Here is a 14,591-nt window from a genome sequence, read left to right as displayed (position 1 = left end):
CGATGAGAAGAGTTCGCAGATAAGAATGTTTCGCATTATCTGGAAGCGCCAGGCCTGTCTGATGCGGTCGTCACGTACGGCGATGCAAACACCCCTTCCGAGGTAGTTCGGGCGGGCGTTTGGTGGCCGGATGGCCCCGGGATGGGGCGTCGGGCGTGGTTTTGAGGGGAAACCCGGGCGTATCCGGTCCGGAAAAAAGCGCCGGAAATTCATTTCTTTTCCAAAGACCACCCTAAAGATCGGCGGGGAAGTGCCGAAGACGGCGGGATACCTGGTCGCTTGAGGCCGGGATCCTGGGAAAAACGCCATGTCCAACGTCAGCCTGTCGACCGCCTTGTCCGGCATGTCCGCCGCCAACGAGCGCCTGCGCGCCTCGGCGAACAACGTCGCCAACGCCGCCACGCCGGGCTACCGCCGCGAGCGGATCGAGGCCCAGACGGCCGAGGACGGCAACGGCGTCACGACCAAGGTCGAGAAGCTGCCGGAGCCGGGCGCCGACCTCGCGGCGGACATCGTGGAGCAGAAGTCCGCGACCTACGCCTTCGTCGGCAACCTGCGGGTGCTGCAGACGCAGATCCGGGCCGAGGGCGCGCTGCTCGACATCCACGTCTGATCGCTCCCCCAGGGCTTCCTCCCCAATGACAAACGGCCGCTTCGAGCGGCCGTTGTCGTTTCTGGCGTCATTTCCGGAGTCATTCCCGGAGTCATTCCCGAAGCGCTCGGCGAAAGCCGGCGCCTCGGCGCAGTCCGGGCCGCAGGTCAGGGCTTGAGTTCGAACAGCGACGAGCCGTCCCCGTTGTCCTTGACGAGGCTCACCTGCGGTGTGTCCTTCAGGTGCGCCGTGGCGCCGTTGCCCGACACGAACTGCATCGCCACGCCCGGCACGGGCCGGATGCGCCAGGACGATGCCGCGACCGCCGCGCTCAGCGACGGCTGTGCCGCCAGGAAATGGGCCAGGGCCTCGCGCGTCTCGTCCGGCGCGTCGACGACGACCTTGTCCGCCGCCAAGGCGGGGAAGTGGCCGCCGCCATAGGCCCGATAGTTGTTCGTGACGACGAGGAAGTCCGCCCGCTCGTCCAGCGGCTGACCGCGCCAGGTGAGGTTCACGACACGCTGCCCGTCGCCGACGCGTTTGCCGTCCTTGTCGAAGCGCGCGGGCTGCGTCAGGTCGAGCTCGTAGCGCAGGGCGCCGTCCTGGCCCAGCATCATGTCGAAATTGAAGCTGGGGTAGCTCGTGTCCACGACGTCCTGCTGCGCCGGCCCTTGTGGATCGATGCGGCGGAACTGGCCGGCGGACATCTCCAGCCAGTCGCGCACCTGGGCGCCGCTCAGCTTCACGACCTTGATCGTGTTCGGGTAGACGTAGAGGTCGGCCACATGCTTGATCGCGACCGGTCCGGCGGGGATGTCGGTGTACTGCGTCCAGCCCTGGCGGCCGCCGGACTTGAACGGCGCGGCGGCGCTCAGCATCGGCAGCTTCTCCAGCGCCGTGCCCTGGACCGCCTTCAGCGCGTAGGCCAGCTGCGCCTGCGCGACCAGCCGCACCGCGGTGCCGTCGAGCACCTGCGAGAAGTAGCTCTGGATCGGCTGGTCCGCCACCGCGACCTGGCTGCGGACGTAGTCCAGCGTCGCCTGATGTTCGGCGGCGATGACGGCGGCGGGCATCGGGTCGGCGTCGACCAGCGGCTTGCGCGCGGTCCGGTCGAAGATGGGCCGCAGGCTGGACTGGCTGTCCGCCACGTGCCAGGTCTTGCCGGTCTGCTTCAAGGTCAGGTCGACGATGCCGAGGTGATCGCCCCAGCGGCCCGGCATGACGGCGGGCGTGCCGTAGAGCCGGCCCTTCGCGAGATCCACGCCCGGATACCCGGCAAAGCCTGACCCCGGGAACTCGGTGTGCGCGTGGCCCAGCAGCAGCGCGTCCACGCCCTTCACGCGGGCGAGCTGGGCCGCCATGTTCTCGGACAGCTTGGGCAGTTCGGTCTTGTCGATGCCGGTGTGGGCGATGACGACGACCAGATCGGCACCGCGCTTGCGCAGGTCCGCCACCTGCTCCGCAGCGGCGTCGACCATGTCGCGCACCTTCACTTTGCCGGCGAGGTTCTGGCGGTCCCACTCCAGGATCTGCGGCGGCGTGACGCCGACGACACCGATCTTGAGCGCATGGTCCTTGCCCGCTTCGTCGCGCATCGTGCGCTCGAGCATCACGCTGGGCGTGAACGCATGTCGGCGGCCGTCGGCCTCCATCACGTTGGCGTTCAGGTAAGGGAAGTTGGCGCCTGCGATGGCCTGGCGCAGGAAGGGCAGGCCGTAGTTGAACTCGTGGTTGCCGAGGTTGGCGGCGTCCACGTCCAGCAGGTTCAGGATCTTGTAGGCGGGGTGGACGTCTCCGGCCTTCAGCGGCTTCACGCGGGCGACGACGTCGCCCAGCGGATTGCCCTGCAGCAGGTCGCCGTTGTCGAACAGCAGGCTGTTGGGCGCCTCGGCGCGGGCGCGATGGATCAGCGTGATCGTCTTGGCCAGGCCGAACTCCTGGGCCGGGCGGTCCTGGTAGTAGTCGTAGTTCAGCAGGTTCATGTGGATGTCGCTGGTCTCCAGCACGCGGAGCTTGAGCTCCGCGGCGGACAGCGGCATCGACAGGAGGGACAGGCCGGCGAGGGCGATCAGCCCCAGCGCCTTCCCCGCGAGGGGGCGCGTCGACGTCTTGCGCATCGGGATCAGGACCAGTCGGTGCCGTCGACCAGCACGGCGATCGCGCGCTGGAAGCCTTCGGCGTCGATCGCGTCGAAGCGTGCGGGCTCGGGGCTGTCGAGGTCGAAGACGCCGCGCAGCTGGCCGCCGGCGACGAGGGGCAGCACCAGTTCCGAGCGCGAGGCCGCGTCGCAGGCGATGTGGCCGGGGAAGGCGTGCACGTCCTCGACGAGCTGGACTTCCTGCGTGCGTGCGCAGGCGCCGCAGACGCCGCGGCTGAAGGCGATGCGCACGCAGGCAACCTTGCCCTGGAACGGGCCGAGGACGAGTTCCTGGTCGTTCTTCGGATTGACGAGGTAGAAGCCGGCCCAGTTCAGCGTCGGGACGGCGTTGAAGACCAGCGCGGAGAACTGCGCCAGGTTGGCGAGCCAGTCGCGCTCGCCATGCAGCAGGGCCTGGGTCTGGGCGACCAGCGTGTCGTACGAGGCGCGCTTGGCCTCGGCGCTGGACATGTCCAGCAGCGGAGTGGGTTCGAAGCTCATGGGCGGGATTGTGGCGGAGGTCATGCCGGGCGGTCGTCCGTCACGGCGAGAATGCGCCCCGGTTCAAGGGAGATCGGAACGATGAACGCACGAGGGAAGGCGGCGCTGCTGGCCGTCGCGATCGGGTTGACGACGACGATCGGCTGCCGGGCTCAGACGGCCACGACGCCGGCCGCCGCGGGCGCCGCGTCCGCGGCGGCGCCGGCTTCGCCGCTGCTGGGCCCGGACGAGCAGGTGGGCTGGGTGACGCAGGCCGAGTGGTCGCGCCGCTGGTGGGAGTGGGCGATGTCCTTCGAGGACGACATCAGTCCCGTCGCCGATCGGACCGGCCTCCAATGCGGCAATCGCCAGTCGGGCGACGTGTTCTTCCTCGCGGGCACCTACGGCACGGCCCGCACCGTGCGCACCTGCCGGGTGCCCGCCGACAAGTACCTGTTCTTTCCGCTGATCAACTATGTGTTCACGCCGACACGCACCGGCATGCCCACCTGCGCACAGGTGACGCGCGACGCCGAGCGGATCACCGAGGGCGCCGAGATGCTGGTGCTGGAAGTGGACGGCGTGCGCTACGCCGATCTCCGCCGCCATCGGCAGGCCAGCCCGGAATGCTTCAACGCCTGGGCGCGGCATCCTAGCGGCGCGCGGCTTTTCCCGTCCGCGTCGAACGGCTACTACGTGATGCTCAAGCCGCTCCCGCGCGGCCGGCACACGCTGAACTTCGGCGGCGCGCTGCCGCGCATGTCGCAGGCGGTCAGCTACACGCTGATCGTCGAGTAGGCCTCGTCTCGTGCTCCCCGCACGCCCAGCGGCAGCACGCACAACGTGACCCCGTCCAGCGTGAGCACCAGTCCCAGTTGCCCGCCGACCTGCAGGACGCCGGAGGCGGCGACGCTCGACGACGGGGTGGAAGCGCTGGCAGCGGTAGCAGCAGGGATGGCGGAGCGCGACGACATCGCGCTGATCGGCGGCTGCCGGAGCATCGCCCAGAGCGATCGCGGATCGCGCAGTCGCAGGCTGTCGAGGTATTGCAGGAAGACGGCATCTTCACCGGCATCCGGCTCGACGTCGGCATGCCGCGGAGCCGCCCCGGCGGACCCGTTGCCCGCCTGACGCAGCCGCGCCAGCGCACGGCGCAGCCGCTGCCGGCAGGCGGCCTCGGACTGATCGCTGGCGCGTGCGATTTCCGCATGTTCGACTTCGAACACCTCATGCAGCAGGAGCGCGGCACCGTCCATCGGCGTCAAGCGCGAGGCCATCAGGCGCAGGGCGCGTGCCACGTCTTGCGCCAGCGCCGCGGCCATCTCGGCCGAAGGCGCCGCCGAGGCGATGGATGACGCGAGGGACGAGGCGGGCGCACCTGACGCCGACGCCTCGGCGCGCGTCGCTTCCAGCCATTGCTGCATCCAGTCGCGCCGCCGCAGGCGATCGATCGCCAGGTGGCGCACGACGGTGAGCATCCAGGCCTGGGCCGCGTTGAGCCCCGTCGGCGCCGTTTCCAGTGCGCGCACATAGGCGTCCTGCACGGCGTCTTCGGCCTCTGCCGGGCCCAGCAGCCGGGCGGCCGCGCGCACGAGGCGGCGGTAGTCGGCTTCCATCAAGGTTCGGGTGCTGTCGTCGTGCATGGCGGGAGCTTGCCACAGGCCATCGGCAACTCTGCTGTCACGCGACGCACGTCCCGTTCGTCAAGACAGCAGTTCAACCACAAGGGCACCGTCCATGGAGCATCCGACCCCCGCCGCGCCTTCCAGCGACACCGAGCCGCGCACCTCCTACCTGGAGGAGAAGGCCTTCAAGGCCCGCACGCTGCTGATCTTCGGCACCGTCACCGATGTGCTGGCCGCCGATGTGACGCGCCGCCTCATCGCCCTGGACGCCGAGAGCGCCGACCCGATCGACGTGCTGGTGAGCTCGCCGGGCGGGCATCTCGAGTCCGGCGACGCGATCCACGACATCGTGCGCTTCATCGCCGCGCCCGTGAACATGATCGGCACCGGCTGGGTCGGCAGCGCCGCCACGCACCTGTACCTGTCGGTGCCGCGCGAGCGCCGCTACTGCCTGCCCAACACGCGCTTTCTCATCCACCAGCCCAGTGGCGGCGCCGGCGGCCCGGCGAGCGACATCGCCATCCAGGCCCGCGAGATCATCAAGGCCAGGGAACGCATCGCCCGCACGATCGCCCGCGAGACGGGCAAGGCGCTGGAGGTGGTGCTCGAGGACATCGTGCGGGATCGCTGGCTCTCGGCCGAGGAGGCGGTCGAGTACGGGCTGGTCTCGAGGATCATCGAGCGCAAGACCGAGCTTCGGGGCGGCTGAACGCCGGAGCGGCTGACTGCGCAAGGACTGCCCCCCGGCGCGTCGTGTCGTGTCGCGTCGTGTCGGGCCGGGGCGCTCAGCCCCACAGCGCCGGCTTGTTCACCATCAGATAGAAGACGGCGAGCACCGCGATGAAGGCCGGGTAGCCCAGGCCTTCCCACCAGCGCGCATAGCGCCAGTAGAGGGCCGGCAGCGGCTGGCCGCTGGCGAGCGCCGCGTCGGCCATCTGCGACAGCCGGATCTGCAGCCACACCACGGGCAGCCAGCAGGCGCCCGCGAGCAGGTACAGGACGATGGACAACGCCAGCCATGGCGTGTCCAGCGCCCAGCCCGCCGTCATCGCCAGCCACACGCCGGTGACCGGCTGCACGATGACCGCCGGCGTCGTGAACCAGAGATCCGCACGCTTGACGAGCCGCGCCACCACGGCCTGCGCCGCGAGCGAGCCGCTCCGGTTCGCGAAGAACAGGTAGAAGGCGGAGCCGAAGCCGGTGCCCGCCAGCAGCACGCTCGACACGATGTGCAGCCACTTGATCACGAGGTAGGTGTTCAATTTTTCCTCCGGGAGTCTTGTTGTTCGGTGTTGTTTGGTGTTGTTCAAGCCGGTCAGGCGGCGCCGTCGTGCCATGCCGGGCCCGTCACGCCGGCGCGTCCTCGTCGAGGATCAGCAGCAGGATCGCCACGGGCAGGTTCTTCGTCAGGCAGCCCAGCGGGTCCAGCCACAGCGAGGGCAGGATCAGCGTCGCGACCACCGTCATCAGCAGCATCATCCCGCCCGCCAGCCGGTACACCCAGCGGCGATGCCAGCGCCACATCGCCGCGCCGATCAGCAGGTCGACGAGCGCGCCCGCCACGATGACCGGCGCGATCCAGGCCTCGGGCGTCTGCGCGGCGACCATCAGGTCCCGGCTGCGGCCGTCGAGCTCGATCAGGCTGGCCGCGCCGGTGGCGAGCCACAGCGCGATCAGTCCCGCCCGCGCGACGACACGCGTGCGGCGGTGCCGGAAGTTCACAAGTCCGATGCCCATGCGGCCTCCACGAATTGTTCGACAGGCACCGCCGGCCGGCCGAGCACGCGCTCGAACGCGGCAGCGTCGCCGACGTTGTCCTGCTCCAGCAGGGCCAGGCTCTCGCTGCTCCACGGCTGACCGCTGACGTAGTCGCCCAGGCGGGCGCTCCAGCGGCTGGGCGCGTCGGGCAAGGGGATGACGCGGGCGGGGGCCCGGCCGCGCTGCCGCCGGAGTTCGCCGATGAACGCCGACAGGCTGAGCGCCCGCGGACCGACGGCGGTCACGATCTCCGGCCCGCCATCCTGCAGTAGCCGCAGCACCGCCTGCGCGACATCCGGCACCGCGACGGGCTGGACCTGGGCCTGGACGGCCGCGCGCGGCAGCACCAGCACCGGCAGCCGGGCCAGGTTCATGAACAGCGAGGCGCTCGCGCCGCCGCGACCGAAGACGATGCTCGGACGCAGCACGGTGCCGTCGAGTCGGCCCCCGGCGCGCAGGCGCAACAGGACCTCATCGGCTGCGCGCTTGGTCGTCGCATAACGCGTGGGGCTGTGCGCCACGCCGTTCGCGGAGATCTGGATCACCCGTGCCACGCCCGCGCGGGCGCAGGCCTCGAACAGCGCGGCGGGCGCCCGGTGATGGACCGGTTCGAGCTGGCGACGCGGCGTGTCGCGCAGCAGACCCACCGCGTTGACGACGGCGTCGAAGCCCGTCACCCGCGGCAGCCAGACCTCGGGGGTCAGGTCGTGCTGGAAATCCTGCGTGCGGGAGTTGCCTTCCGTCACCGCCAGGCCGGCCTCGCGCAGCGCGCGCACGATGCGTCGGCCGACGAAGCCGCTGGCGCCGCAGACCAGCACCGATCGGACGGATGCGGCGGTCATGACGCGTCTCCGCTGCGGTCGCGACGCACGTGATGCGGATGCGCGTGGGGGTGGTATTCGCAGGCGTCGTCGCGGCAGGCGGAGCGTCCGGCGCGGCGCTCGGCCGCGCGGCGCAGGCCGGTCTCGAAGACCAGCCGCACGAGGGGCCGGGGAATCCGGTAGCGGTTGCGGGCGACGACCGGGTAGGCGCGGTCGCACAAGGTCCGCAGCCCGGGCAGGTCCATGATCCGCGCGATCCAGCCGAGTTGCGCGCCCCGGTAGGCGAGCCGGATGGCCTCGGCACCGATGGCCAGCCTGCCGTCGGCGCGTTGCCCGTGCATCAGATCCATCAGCGCGGACATGTCCGTTCCCGGCGGGAAGGCCGAGAAGCCCGGCTCCGAGATGTCCACGAAGCGCAGCAGTCCGGCCGTGTTCCGCAGCATCAGGTTGTGCATCTCGCCGCTGCAGATCGGGCAGGCGCCGTCGAAGTAGAGCGTCAGCGGATAGACCGACGGGTCGGCATTGGCGCGGGGGGCGTTGGTGGGATCGGGGCTGGGCACGTCTCGCATGGCTTCCTCCGGTTTGTGGTGTGTTTGATATTTCAGTAGAGACAGAAATTTGTGCTCAAAAAAAGGGACCGGATCAGGTCCCGTCCCCGCGCACGAAACGTTGAACGCTGGCGCCGAGCTTGAGCACCTTCTCCAGCGTCGATGGCGAGAGCCGCATCATTTCCTCGGACCAGGCGCCCAGCGTCTGCATCAGGCGCAGGCATTCGCGCACGCGGTCCTGGGCATCGGGCGATTCGTTCTGGAACCCCTCGTCGGCGACGAGCTCGGCCAGCATGCGCACGGTCGGGTCGAACTCGCGGTGCTTGCGCTCGCGGACGATGGTGCGGAGCAGTTCCCAGACGTCGGCGGTTGTCTCGAAGTAATCGCGGCGGTCGCCGAGCACGTGGGTCACGCGGATCAGGTTCCAGCTCTGCAGTTCCTTGAGGCTGGTGCTGACGTTGGAGCGGGCGACCGACAAGGTTTCCGCCAGTTCCTCCGCGTTGAGCGGCCGGCCATGGAAGTAGAGCAGGGCGTGGATCTGCGCCACGGTGCGGTTGACGCCCCAGGCGCTGCCCATCTCGCCCCAGTGGAGGACGAAGCGGCGGGCGGTGTCGGTGAGTTCCATGCGCTCGACTGTAGCTCGACAGAAATTTCTGTCAATACAGAAATGTCGGGCTTGAGAACGGCGGTGGCGGGAAACGGGCGCCGACCGCCAAGGAGGAGTCGACCCGCTGCGGTCGCTGGCACTCATCGGCGAGTGCCATCGTGCCGCCCCGTTTCGATACTGCCGGTTTTGACGCATGGAGACTCCGCGGGATGACGGCAAAGGCAATGAGGCAGCGGCGCAAGGATCACGAGCCGGAGCAAGAGCAGACGCAAACGCAAGCGCAAGCGCAAGCGCGTGAGCAGGAGATGCCACAGGACGAGGCGGGCGAGGCGGAGGAGGCGGGTCACCGGCAGGACGTGCAGGTGGATGCCGATGAAGCGACGCAGGACTCGGTCGTCGCGGCGGCAGCAGGAGCCGTGGCGGGCTTCGCCGCGTTGGGCGCGATGTGGGGGGAGATCGACGCGGGGTCAGCGTTGCTTCCGCCGCCGCCACGCATTCCGCCGCAGGCCTTTCCGAAACCGGTCCACGCGAGGGAGGTGGCACCGTCGCAGGCCTGGCCCGTGCCTCTGCCCCCACGAGCGCCCGACCCAGAGAACGATGCCGGACCCGGCGCCTCCCGGCCCGCGCACGAGAGCGAAACGATCCTGCCGGGCGGCGACGCCGATCGCCCGGGCCAGGGTTCGCCAGATCTCGTGGAGGTCGATACGGATGAGACCGGCAGCGACGAGGGCAATGACAGTGACGAGCGCGACGAGCGCGACGAGCGCGACGCGCGCGATGACCGCTCGGTGCCGACCGAGGTCGCGGGTCTTCTCCGACTGAGTCTGAAGAACGACACCGGCATGACCGAGGAGCAGAAGGGCGATCTCCTTACCCGCGATGCCGCCGTGCAGATCGAGGGAATCGATCAGCGTCGCGGGCCGGTCGAGTTCAGGATCGATGCGGGACCATGGCTTCCTCTCCGGGAAGGGGATGTCATCAGCGATGCGCACTTCCCTGAGGATGGGAGGAAGCAGGTCGACGTGCGATCCGGTGATCCCGTCGAGGATCCGCTGCCGGTAGTGAGCTTGCAGTTCGAGGTCGACCGGACCCCGCCCGGACCTCTGCTACTGGACGTGGTGAATGTGCGGGCCAAGGTGAACGCCTTGGGCGCGCCGGATCCCCGGGGACTCTTTGCGCTGACGGATGTGGCGCCGGTGAGGTTGCGCGGCATGCAGGAGGGGGATTATTGGAGCGCCGGCCACTACGACCGCGTTACTCGCGATGCTCGCGGCAAATCGATCACAGGTGATACCGACACGCTGCCGAAGACACTGTTCGAGGAAGGACCCCAGACCATTGGCGTGAAGATCTGGGATCGGGCCGGCAACCACGACAAGATCGTTTGGCTGGCGGACTTCTGGCTGGACACGACGCCGCCACCGACCCCGCAGTGGTCGTCCATCGGTGAGCTCCTGGGCGTCGTCGACCAGTTCCAGCTCGACAGTCTCGAGCCGCATGCGCATCTGGAGCATCGCCCTGACGAGCAGTCGGCCTGGACGCGTGTGCAGGCGGGGTCCACCCTGACAGGGCGTCAGGAGATCCGGCAGGTCGATCTGGCGGGCAACGTCAGTCTGGAAACCGCCTGGTTGCTGCCCCACCAGATCCTGACGGTCTGATCAGTCCTTTGAGGGGGTGAGGACGCCGACGCCTCGCATCCACGAGGCGGCCGGCGTCCTCAGCCATCCGCGCGCCGCGTCGGAGCGCTTCACCTGCCAGTCCAGGAACGCCACGCTGACCTGCTGCGCGACGGCCATGCCGAGCTGCTGCTCGTGCAGTTGCCGGTAATCGGGGACGGCCGGGACCGGCGCCATGCGCGTCGGGCCTTCCTGGCCGCGTCCGCCGCGGCCACCGCCGCCGCGGCGGCCTTGAGGTTGCGACTGCGCCTGATCCTCGGCGGCCCGGATGCGCTTCTGCTCGCGCTCGGTGTCCTCGGGTCGCGGTTCGTTGCCGCCGAGCGCGGCGTGGCGGACCTCGTTCACGCTCAGCAGCCAGCCCCGGCCTGCCGGCATCGCGGCGAACGGTGCCTGGCGCCACTGCACTTCGCGCACCAGGCCGAGCACGTCGCTGTCGTCCGGCCCGGTCAGGCCGAGCACGGGGATCGCGAGCTCGCGATACCGCGCCGCGTCCGGTTGAGCGAACACCTGCGGGCTGATCGCGATCGCCGCCACCGGTTGCACCGACTTCAGCGCCAGCACCGACCCGTCGGGCTGCCGCTCGCCCGCCACCACCATCGCGGTCTGCGCGCCGAGTTCGTACCCGGCGATCACGGTCTTCGTCCAGTCCAGCGAGCGCCACGGCGCGTCGTTCAGACCCTGGCCCTGGCCTTGGCGGCCCAGCCGCTGTGCCTCGGCGAGCAGCTCGTCGAGCCGCGTGAACCGCTTGCGCATCTGCGCGTCCGCATAGTGACGGCGGCCCAGTTCGGTGAACTCCGCCGAACGCGCCAGCTCCGACGACCACGCGGTCGCGTCGTCGTCCAGCGGCTGCAGCGACAGCACCGCATAACCGGCCGCGGCCCAGGCGCGGCGCCAGCGGATGCCGGCCGTCTCGGACTCGCCCAGGCCCGGCAGGTACACCACGACCGGGCGCGGCGCCGTGCCCGCGCTGGCCGGCATCGTCAGGCTCAGGCGCACGTCGTCGCCGCGCATGCGCCACAGGATCGGCTGCGTCGTGACCGGCTCACCCTGAGGGGCGTAGCCTCGAGCGGCGAACTCCCGTTGCTGCTGCTGTTCCTCGAGGCGCGCCTTCGGCGGCCCGCCCCCGCAACCAGCGAGCAGCACCGCCGCGCCCAGCGCGGCGGCACATCCGAGGGCCAGGGAGCGAGCGCGCGCGCGCAGGCGAGGGCAGGTCGATGCGATCATGGGCGGCGACGCTAAGCGGACGATGTAAAGCGGCGATTGCTGGGCCCGGCGCTCAATGCGCCGGCGCCGCCGCCGGCGACAAACCTTCCGGGATGTCCGCGTTGAATCGCTGCAGCACGTGCCGGCTCATGCCCTTGGCGAGTTCCTCCTCGCCGTAGAACACGGTGCCCAGCTGTTCCCGGCGCAGCAGTTCGGATTCTTCCTCGCCGTGGGTGCGCAGCACGATCTCGATGCCCGGGTTCAGTTGCCGCGCCGTGTCGGCCATCTGCCGCGCCTTCATCGAATCGGGCACCGCCACCACCAGCATCGCCGCGTTGGCGATGTGGGCCTGGATCAGCACCATGGGCTCGCTGGCGTCGCCGCTGACCGCCGCCAGTCCGCGCTTGCGCAGCGCCTCGACGGTCTCGCGGCTTTCGTCCGCGACCACGAAGGGGATGCCGCGCTCGGTCAGCGCGTCAGCGATGCGCCGCCCCACGCGGCCGTAACCGACCAGCACGACCTGACCCTCCAGGAACTGGCGGTCGGTGGATTGCGGGAGCTCGGCGTAGGGATCGTCCCGCTCTTCGAGCTTGCGCGCGAAAGCCGATCGCGCCAGCACCCAGCGCTGCAGCGGCTGGATCATCGCGAACATCACCGGGTTCAGCGCGATCGAGATCAGCGCCGCGGCCAGCACCAGGTTCATCCCGGCCTTCGGCAGCAGCCCCAGTTGCACGCCCAGGCCCGCGAGGATGAAGCTGAACTCCCCGATCTGCGCCAGGCTCGCCGACACCGTCATCGCCGTGTTCAGCGGGTAACGGAACACGATGACCAGCGCCGCCGCCGCGATCGCCTTGCCCAGCATCACGATCGCGACCACGCCCAGCAGGTGCAGCGGCTGGTCGACCAGCGTCATCGGGTCGAACAGCATGCCCACCGACACGAAGAACAGCACCGAGAACGAGTCCCGCAGCGGCAGCGATTCCTGCGCGGCGCGGTGGCTGTATTCGGATTCGCGCATCACCGTGCCGGCGAAGAACGCGCCCAGCGCGAAGGACACGTGGAAGAGCTCGGAGGCGCCGTAGGCGATGCCGATCGCCACGGCGATGACCATCAGCGTGAACAGCTCGCGCGAGCCCGTCCGCGCCACCTGCCAGAGCATCCACGGCAGCACGCGCCGGCCGACGACCAGCATCAGCACGACGAACGCGGCCATCTGCGCCAGCGTCTCGGCGATCGTGCGCCACAGCGGCGCGTCGGCGGAGGCCCCCGGCGTCGCGTTGCCGCCCAGCACCGTCGCCAGCGGCGGCAGCAGCACCAGGATCAGCACCGTGGCCAGGTCCTCGACCACCAGCCAGCCGACGGCGATGCGGCCGTTCATGGACTCCAGCGTGCCGCGCGATTCCAGCGCCTTCAGCAGCACCACCGTGCTGGCGCAGGACAGCGTCAGCCCGAAGACCAGCGCCTGGCCCGCCGGCCAGCCCCACCACATCGCCAGGCCCATGCCCAGCGCCGTGGCGGCAGCCATCTGGACGACCGCGCCGGGCAGCGCGATGCGCTTGACCGCCATCAGGTCCTTCAGCGAGAAGTGCAGCCCGACGCCGAACATCAGCAGCATCACGCCGATCTCGGACAACTGCGCGGCGATGCCGACGTCGGCGACGAAGCCCGGCGTGGCCGGGCCGATCGCGATGCCGGCGAGCAGGTAGCCCACCAGCGCGGGCAGCTTCAGCCGCTCGGCGATGAACCCCAGGATCAGCGCCAGGCCGAAGCCCGCCGCCAGTGTGGAAATGAGGGAGACGTTGTGTTCCATCAGTGCACCGCTCCCGGACCGGCGACGGCGGCGAAGGCCTCGCGGTGACGGGGGCCCTGCGCAAACGCGCCCAGGGCGGCGGCGATCCGGCGTTCCGCGGCCGCCGCGTCGGGCAGCTCCGGGCCGTAGATCTCCATCCAGGTCTGGAAGACCGGATCGTTGTCATGGCGCTGGAGCAGCCGCACCGGCTGCGCCTCGCGCGCTTGTTCGAAGGCGGCCAGCGCGGCCGTCAGCTGGTCCGCGTGGACGCGGTAGTAGACGTAGAGCTCGACCGGTGCGGTCGAGCGGGGGACAGGATGGATGGGAGGCGCGGCGGCGCGCGTCGGCGGCGATGCATTCATTCAGGTTCTCCGATGACGTAAGGCAGGGGACGGGGGGTGAGGACGGCGCCGGTCGCGCTGCCCAGGTGCAGGGTGCCGGACTCGAGCGCGGCGAGCTTCACCTCCGCCAGCAGCAGCGGGCGGCCTTCCTGGCGGCCGAAGCCGGCGACCATGCCCGCGGGCTGCTCCGGATCGGCGCTGTGGAAGATCTCCTGGCCGGGCGTGGCGTCGGCATCGCTGCCGTCCATCGCGAACAGGTGGGTGCGGCGCTTGATCGTGCCGCGGTACTGGCTGCGCGCCACGACTTCCTGGCCGGGATAGCACCCCTTCTGGAAGTTCACGCCGCCCAGCACCTCCAGGTTGAGCATCTGCGGCACGAACTGCTCGACCGTGCCCTGGCGGATCCAGGCCAGGCCGGCCGTCACGTCCAGGCCCTGCCATTCCTCGGGATCGATCACGGGCAGCGCCGGCGCGGGCGCGTCGGCCGGCTGCAGCAGCAGGAAACGGGGCGTGAGACCGTCGTCGGGCAGGCGCGTGGCCAGCGCTTCGCCGCCGCCGGGCAGCGCGAGGCGGCCGACCGACCACACGTCCGCCGGAGCGGCCCCCGCGCCCGCCAGCCAGTCGCGCGCCTGTGCGCCCGACAGGCCCCAGACCGCCCAGGCCGCGCTGTCGTCGCTGAGCTTGCACTTGGCACGCAGCACGAACATCGACAGCCGCTTGACCGTCGCCGGCAGCACCTCGGCGGGCAGGGCCAGCAGCACGGACTGGTCATCGGGCTTGACCGCCAGCATCGTCGCGAGCAGGCGGCCCTTGGCCGAGCAGAAGCCCGCCAGGCGGGCCTGCGCGCCGGTCTGCAGGGCCAGGTCTTGCGTGAGCTGGGTGTGCAGGAACTTGGCGGCTTCCTCGCCCTGGGCGCGGATCACGCCCCAGTCGGCAAGGCGGACGGCACCCAGGGCCGAGGACGGCACGGGCGGCGGAGCGTGGTGGAGGTCGTCGATCATGGTCCGATTATCA

General features: G+C 70.1%; 16 protein-coding genes. 4 read left to right on the top strand and 12 right to left on the bottom strand.

The window, feature by feature from the left end; translation table 11 throughout:
* Positions 1-307: 307 nt before the first annotated feature.
* Positions 308-613 (top strand): flagellar basal body protein, encoded by a 306-nt coding sequence (locus AC07OZ_RS07065; protein WP_331614553.1) that lies wholly within the window; start codon positions 308-310, stop codon positions 611-613.
* 146 nt (positions 614-759) lie between these two features.
* On the opposite strand, the gene AC07OZ_RS07060 is transcribed toward AC07OZ_RS07065, so the two are convergent.
* Positions 760-2,709 carry a bifunctional 2',3'-cyclic-nucleotide 2'-phosphodiesterase/3'-nucleotidase gene (locus AC07OZ_RS07060; RefSeq protein ID WP_495466428.1) on the bottom strand — a complete coding sequence of 650 codons (1,950 nt, stop codon included), beginning with the start codon at positions 2,707-2,709 and terminating at the stop codon, positions 760-762.
* 5 nt (positions 2,710-2,714) lie between these two features.
* Positions 2,715-3,230, bottom strand: a complete 516-nt coding sequence (locus tag AC07OZ_RS07055; protein WP_495466497.1) for a GAF domain-containing protein — start codon at positions 3,228-3,230, stop codon at positions 2,715-2,717.
* Between the two features lie 81 nt (positions 3,231-3,311).
* On the opposite strand from AC07OZ_RS07055, the gene AC07OZ_RS07050 reads away from it, so the two are divergent.
* Positions 3,312-4,007 carry a hypothetical protein gene (locus AC07OZ_RS07050; RefSeq protein ID WP_495466427.1) on the top strand — a complete coding sequence of 232 codons (696 nt, stop codon included), beginning with the start codon at positions 3,312-3,314 and terminating at the stop codon, positions 4,005-4,007.
* Here AC07OZ_RS07050 and AC07OZ_RS07045 read toward each other — a convergent pair.
* Complete coding sequence (locus AC07OZ_RS07045; protein WP_495466426.1) at positions 3,986-4,852, bottom strand: sigma-70 family RNA polymerase sigma factor; 867 nt, start codon at positions 4,850-4,852, stop codon at positions 3,986-3,988. The genes AC07OZ_RS07050 and AC07OZ_RS07045 overlap by 22 nt on opposite strands.
* Before the next feature lie 94 nt (positions 4,853-4,946).
* On the opposite strand from AC07OZ_RS07045, the gene AC07OZ_RS07040 reads away from it, so the two are divergent.
* Positions 4,947-5,543 (top strand): ATP-dependent Clp protease proteolytic subunit, encoded by a 597-nt coding sequence (locus tag AC07OZ_RS07040; protein ID WP_495466425.1) that lies wholly within the window; start codon positions 4,947-4,949, stop codon positions 5,541-5,543.
* Between the two features lie 76 nt (positions 5,544-5,619).
* On the opposite strand, the gene AC07OZ_RS07035 is transcribed toward AC07OZ_RS07040, so the two are convergent.
* The 5 genes from AC07OZ_RS07035 to AC07OZ_RS07015 form a co-directional block, all read right to left on the bottom strand.
* On the bottom strand, positions 5,620-6,096 hold the full coding sequence (locus tag AC07OZ_RS07035) for a DUF2269 family protein (RefSeq protein ID WP_495466424.1): 477 nt from the start codon (positions 6,094-6,096) through the stop codon (positions 5,620-5,622).
* Positions 6,097-6,181: 85 nt separating this feature from the next.
* Positions 6,182-6,571: a DoxX-like family protein gene (locus AC07OZ_RS07030; RefSeq protein WP_495466423.1), complete on the bottom strand. Its 390-nt coding sequence runs from the start codon at positions 6,569-6,571 to the stop codon at positions 6,182-6,184.
* Positions 6,553-7,434 carry an NAD-dependent epimerase/dehydratase family protein gene (locus AC07OZ_RS07025; RefSeq protein WP_495466422.1) on the bottom strand — a complete coding sequence of 294 codons (882 nt, stop codon included), beginning with the start codon at positions 7,432-7,434 and terminating at the stop codon, positions 6,553-6,555. Before AC07OZ_RS07025 ends, AC07OZ_RS07030 begins: the two co-directional genes overlap by 19 nt.
* Entirely contained in the window at positions 7,431-7,982 is a 552-nt protein-coding gene (locus AC07OZ_RS07020; protein WP_495466421.1) for a thiol-disulfide oxidoreductase DCC family protein, read from the bottom strand. Before AC07OZ_RS07020 ends, AC07OZ_RS07025 begins: the two co-directional genes overlap by 4 nt.
* 73 nt (positions 7,983-8,055) lie before the next feature.
* Positions 8,056-8,586, bottom strand: coding sequence for a GbsR/MarR family transcriptional regulator (locus AC07OZ_RS07015; protein ID WP_067270264.1), 531 nt, complete (start codon positions 8,584-8,586; stop codon positions 8,056-8,058).
* A gap of 191 nt (positions 8,587-8,777) precedes the next feature.
* Between AC07OZ_RS07015 and AC07OZ_RS07010 the strand changes: the two genes are divergently transcribed.
* The gene (locus AC07OZ_RS07010; RefSeq protein WP_495466420.1) at positions 8,778-10,226 is read left to right on the top strand and encodes a hypothetical protein; all 1,449 of its coding nucleotides are present in this window, start codon (positions 8,778-8,780) and stop codon (positions 10,224-10,226) included.
* On the opposite strand, the gene AC07OZ_RS07005 is transcribed toward AC07OZ_RS07010, so the two are convergent.
* The 4 genes from AC07OZ_RS07005 to ygfZ are packed head-to-tail and all read right to left on the bottom strand — an operon-like array spanning position 10,227 to position 14,578.
* Positions 10,227-11,468, bottom strand: a complete 1,242-nt coding sequence (locus AC07OZ_RS07005) for an alpha/beta hydrolase family protein (RefSeq protein ID WP_495466419.1) — start codon at positions 11,466-11,468, stop codon at positions 10,227-10,229.
* 52 nt (positions 11,469-11,520) lie between these two features.
* Positions 11,521-13,257, bottom strand: a complete 1,737-nt coding sequence (locus tag AC07OZ_RS07000) for a cation:proton antiporter domain-containing protein (RefSeq protein ID WP_495466418.1) — start codon at positions 13,255-13,257, stop codon at positions 11,521-11,523.
* The gene (locus tag AC07OZ_RS06995) at positions 13,257-13,598 is read right to left on the bottom strand and encodes a DUF4936 family protein (RefSeq protein ID WP_495466417.1); all 342 of its coding nucleotides are present in this window, start codon (positions 13,596-13,598) and stop codon (positions 13,257-13,259) included. The genes AC07OZ_RS07000 and AC07OZ_RS06995 overlap by 1 nt, the downstream gene beginning before the upstream one ends.
* Positions 13,595-14,578 carry a CAF17-like 4Fe-4S cluster assembly/insertion protein YgfZ gene (ygfZ, locus tag AC07OZ_RS06990; RefSeq protein ID WP_495466416.1) on the bottom strand — a complete coding sequence of 328 codons (984 nt, stop codon included), beginning with the start codon at positions 14,576-14,578 and terminating at the stop codon, positions 13,595-13,597. Before ygfZ ends, AC07OZ_RS06995 begins: the two co-directional genes overlap by 4 nt.
* Positions 14,579-14,591 lie beyond the last annotated feature (13 nt).

The sequence above is a fragment of the Roseateles sp. GW821-FHT09G03 genome (assembly GCF_059416045.1).
This window is presented reverse-complemented; position numbering and strand designations above follow the sequence as displayed.

Coding starts and splice junctions, on each gene's coding strand:
- AC07OZ_RS07065 (WP_331614553.1), top strand. CDS start 308: ATGTCCAACGTCAGCCTGTCGACCGCCTTGTCCGGCATGTCCGCCGCC.
- AC07OZ_RS07060 (WP_495466428.1), bottom strand. CDS start 2,709: ATGCGCAAGACGTCGACGCGCCCCCTCGCGGGGAAGGCGCTGGGGCTG.
- AC07OZ_RS07055 (WP_495466497.1), bottom strand. CDS start 3,230: ATGAGCTTCGAACCCACTCCGCTGCTGGACATGTCCAGCGCCGAGGCC.
- AC07OZ_RS07050 (WP_495466427.1), top strand. CDS start 3,312: ATGAACGCACGAGGGAAGGCGGCGCTGCTGGCCGTCGCGATCGGGTTG.
- AC07OZ_RS07045 (WP_495466426.1), bottom strand. CDS start 4,852: ATGCACGACGACAGCACCCGAACCTTGATGGAAGCCGACTACCGCCGC.
- AC07OZ_RS07040 (WP_495466425.1), top strand. CDS start 4,947: ATGGAGCATCCGACCCCCGCCGCGCCTTCCAGCGACACCGAGCCGCGC.
- AC07OZ_RS07030 (WP_495466423.1), bottom strand. CDS start 6,571: ATGGGCATCGGACTTGTGAACTTCCGGCACCGCCGCACGCGTGTCGTC.
- AC07OZ_RS07025 (WP_495466422.1), bottom strand. CDS start 7,434: ATGACCGCCGCATCCGTCCGATCGGTGCTGGTCTGCGGCGCCAGCGGC.
- AC07OZ_RS07020 (WP_495466421.1), bottom strand. CDS start 7,982: ATGCGAGACGTGCCCAGCCCCGATCCCACCAACGCCCCCCGCGCCAAT.
- AC07OZ_RS07015 (WP_067270264.1), bottom strand. CDS start 8,586: ATGGAACTCACCGACACCGCCCGCCGCTTCGTCCTCCACTGGGGCGAG.
- AC07OZ_RS07010 (WP_495466420.1), top strand. CDS start 8,778: ATGACGGCAAAGGCAATGAGGCAGCGGCGCAAGGATCACGAGCCGGAG.
- AC07OZ_RS07005 (WP_495466419.1), bottom strand. CDS start 11,468: ATGATCGCATCGACCTGCCCTCGCCTGCGCGCGCGCGCTCGCTCCCTG.
- AC07OZ_RS07000 (WP_495466418.1), bottom strand. CDS start 13,257: ATGGAACACAACGTCTCCCTCATTTCCACACTGGCGGCGGGCTTCGGC.
- AC07OZ_RS06995 (WP_495466417.1), bottom strand. CDS start 13,598: ATGAATGCATCGCCGCCGACGCGCGCCGCCGCGCCTCCCATCCATCCT.
- ygfZ (WP_495466416.1), bottom strand. CDS start 14,578: ATGATCGACGACCTCCACCACGCTCCGCCGCCCGTGCCGTCCTCGGCC.